General features: G+C 48.2%; 2 protein-coding genes. Both read right to left on the bottom strand.

The features are described from left to right. Positions 1 to 17: 17 nt before the first annotated feature. Complete coding sequence (locus tag MHN01_RS18810) at positions 18 to 1,472, bottom strand: methyl-accepting chemotaxis protein (protein WP_239412752.1); 1,455 nt, start codon at positions 1,470 to 1,472, stop codon at positions 18 to 20. 156 nt (positions 1,473 to 1,628) lie between these two features. After that, positions 1,629 to 3,473 (bottom strand): hydrogenase maturation protein, encoded by a 1,845-nt coding sequence (locus tag MHN01_RS18815; RefSeq protein ID WP_239412753.1) that lies wholly within the window; start codon positions 3,471 to 3,473, stop codon positions 1,629 to 1,631. Positions 3,474 to 4,039 lie beyond the last annotated feature (566 nt).

A 4,039-nucleotide genomic window follows, 5' to 3' on the forward strand; every position in this document is an offset into this window, starting at 1 on the left:
TAATCTGCCCAACACACCTAGTGTTTTTCTCTACGCTGAAACTGTTGTACCGTTTCGTTTAATACATTGGCTAAACGCGTGATTTGATCCGTCGCTGACAGCAGTTGATCAGCACGTTCGTTGGCGTCCTTGGCTAGCTCATTAATGGACGTCACATTCCGGTCAATATCTTCTGATACGCTGCTTTGTTGCTCTGCGGCGGTGGCAATCTGGGTGTTCATGTCGCTAATGGTGGCGATAGCAGTCGTAATGTTGGTTAATGCAGCTTCTGCCTCATTGGCATGTTTCACGCTTTCTTGGGATTTGGCATAACTTTTTTGTATCTCCACAACGGCATTGGCGCTGCCGGTTTGCAGCTGCTCGATCATGGCCTGAATTTCATCCGTAGAGGCTTGGGTTTTCACCGCCAGCGAGCGCACTTCATCAGCGACCACTGCAAAGCCGCGGCCTTGATCGCCGGCCCGGGCAGCCTCGATTGCGGCATTGAGGGCCAGAAGGTTAGTTTGATCGGCGATGCCATTGATCACATCGATAATGGCGCCAATTCTTTCACTGGATGATTCGACCTCGCGAATGACATCGGTAACACGACCCATCTCATTTGCAATATCGGACACCACTTCGATACTTTGCTTTATGATGTCCTGTCCCTGCTGGGCATCCTGACTGGCTTGAGTCGTTGCATTGGCGGCCGCCGCTGCGTTTTGGGAAACATCATGGGTGGAGACGGTCATTTCTGTAATCGCGGTTGCTATCTGGTCAATTTCCGTACTTTGCCGCCGAGTGCTTTCCACCGAATTATGACTATTATTCTTAAGCTGGCCTGCAGCCTCATGCAGCTGCTGAGATATCTGTTCCGCCTGCTTCATCACAATCATCACCGCGGACATAAAGTCGCTAAACTGTTGGCCAAAGCGACTGTGGGTTTGCTTGTTCAGCTCATCAATGCTGGCGGCGTCTTGTTCCTGCATCAGATTGACAGCAATGGCGCTGACCTCTTCCGCTTGTATGGCATCCTTATGCGCCCCCAACGCTTGGTATACCAGTGCTACGGTCTCAACCACCACAAAAGCGGCATGGGTAAATACCATCATTATGCTTGGTTCGGGAAAGACATAAAAACCAGCGCCCGAGCTCTGAAGATAATTACCTACCAAGTGGTGCACGGCAACAAAGGTAGCGGCTATAACGAGAGGTCGCCAGTCACGGTAGTAAGAGAGAATCGCTAATAGGACGAAAATGCCAAAATGCAGTTCCACCAAGCCATGGCCCTGGTGGATCTGCAGGGCTGAGAAAACCATTAAAGAAATAGCGATGGAAAGGCGAGACACCAGAGTGCCTGGTAACTTATAGACAAGCACAGTCGGTACCAACACCGCTGGCACTCCGATCAATATGGCTTCCGTCCAAGTTTGATACCAGCTGGCAAGCCCTAACGAGATAACCAAAAGAGTCCACAGCAACGCAAGCATGATACGATCACCGCGGCAATGTAAGTCATGTAATGAAAATGATTGCTCCTGATCCATTGTTTCTTCCTCTAAAGTTCGAATACTGCAGGCTCTTCAATATGTAGCTAGGTATCAGCAAACATGGCACCAATCCCGAGCATATTAAGCTTAAGGTTTTTATCGCTCCCTCAGTGAACGTGGGTCACGCTGTGGTCTAACTACAGTCTCTTGGAAGTCTGTTATCATCGGCATAACTTTGTTATCGTTCTGCGAGTTTCCGGCAATATCATCAGCCAAGGGGTTTATACTCTCTTTAGTTTTTCGGTGCACTGCCAGGTGAAGCGGGGTAGCCGTTGGGCAGACTTTATAAACAAAGTTTTTGCGGGCGATGTGATAGCTTTGATCTTCGCCATAAAAATTAACTTTCATCATTTCCAACTCCTCCCTTCGATATTGCGCCAAGGGCTTTTGCTGCTCATCGCTTTCACGACTCGCTTGCTTTGCCGTTAAGCGCTGCTCATAGTCAGGTCCGTTGGCGATATATTCAACCATTCTCCCCACTTGCTCACGAAAACCAGAGCCAGACTCATCCTGATAGATAATGTCATCGATCAGTCCAATACCCTTGGCCTCCTCAGCACTCAATGGCAGACACTGGGTGGTCAGCTCCAATGCTTTAGGCATGCCGACGCGCTTAGGCAGGGAATAAGTCCAGTACTCGGAGCCGTACAGCCCTCCCATTGCCCGATAGTAGGGGTTTAATACGACACCTTCGCGTACAATGACTTTATCTGCGGCCAGGGCCATCATTACACCACCGGCCCCCGCGTTGCCGTGCATTGCAGAGAAAATGAGTTGGCTTGTAGTGGTCAGTACCTCCAGGACAAAATCATTGATGGCGTTAATATTGTTCCAGGATTCCTCAGCAGGGCTATTAGCGGCTTCAATGGTATTCAGATTAATGCCATTCGACCAAAAGTTGCGCCCCCCCATCAGTACGATAGCCTTAATAGGTCTATCCCGGATTTGGCAAAATGTCTGGGTGAAGCGTTGACATTGCTCGGTGCTCATGGCGCCATTGTAGAAATCGAAGTAAAGGTAGCCGACAGCGTTGTTTTCCTCGTACCAGATCTCTTTGAAGGTCTGCGTATCTTTGCAACTGAAGACATCAAGCGGTAATTCAGGCACTCCCTGGAGGTACTCTCTCAGCACTATCGCTGCGGGCAGTTTAAAAAAACGTTCTGTATCTAGCGGTTTCTTCTTCACGTGGGAAATCCATACTGCACCATCAACAGCGGCCCGACAAATCGCTCCGATGCGTTGCGCAATAATGCTGCCCGGCTCTCCAGTCAGGTTACTTTCGGCGTGCGCACCATAGAGGTAATACTCGCCATCACAAAAGCGGTCCAGCAAACCGGGATTACCGTCGGCGCTGTCAATTTTTCTGACAATATCGGAAACGCTATCAGTCGCCCAGTCGATGTATCTATCGACTTGTTTCAAGCCAGCACGGAAACGGCCTATGGTTGCCTTGTCGTTGTAATTTAGTGGCTTGGGTATGTATAAACCGCTTTCAAAACGTTTCACGGCAGTGATCATAGCGCGGATGGCTGCAAATCTGACTTCATCCCGGTAAATACCGCTTTTGCTGGTTTTGCGCATGGGAAAGTTATAAGTTGCCCAAATGGGGCCTGCATCCACCTGCTCTTCGGCCTGCAGCGCGGTGACCCCCCATGTTTCTTGTTCTCCTAGGATCGCCCAGTCAAGGGAAGAGTGTCCCCTGTCTCCCATGATTCCGGGATGAACCACAATACAGGTATGATTGTGCCAAACATCACCTGGAATGATCTTGGTGAGCATGGGACATAAAATCAGATCTGGATTAAATAACTCAACGGCCTCACGTATGACATGTTCATTCAGAGCCAGCTCTACGCTTACTTCATACCCTAATTGTCGCAACTCAACATGAGCACACTGAGTTAAGCTGTTATAGGAAGTAGATAACAATAATATTCGCATAGTAATTGTCCATATTTCAGTTGCTTCTTGGTATCGATGGGTACAAATGGATCATTTATAAACACCTGCAACTGACTCCTGCCGTAGGCAATCACCAGCTAAAACTGTTTCAGTGCATTACTCAACTTAATGTGTAACTGCGCGCTATGCAACTTAGCTTAACTGTATCGTGACGTTACAAACACAATTGGTTCTCTGAAGGGAAAATCGGTTTTGTCGCAAAGTTATGCTGAAGTACAAGCACACTGATTTTCAGATACAATTAGGCTGCCAGTGCGTAACACTGCTCCCAAGCAAATAAGCCATCGGGGTTATCGATCTGCCCATTTTTAATCATCGCCCAAAGTTCTACACCGGCTAATGTGGCCACCGCGTCTTCGTCAGATTTCCAGCCTAGTGTCTGGTTCAGGTTTCCGTAGAAATTAATACTTTTAAGTCATTAATCATCAATACACCTACAATTACAAATGGCTACCAAAACTACTAGCACAACAATAAGGTGGGTAGATATGACCGAGGAATGGTTCTTTTACGGAGCTCCGTATCTTAACGAAGATCTCGAAGAA

The sequence above is a fragment of the Photobacterium sp. OFAV2-7 genome (assembly GCF_022347985.1).
GTDB lineage: Bacteria > Pseudomonadota > Gammaproteobacteria > Enterobacterales > Vibrionaceae > Photobacterium.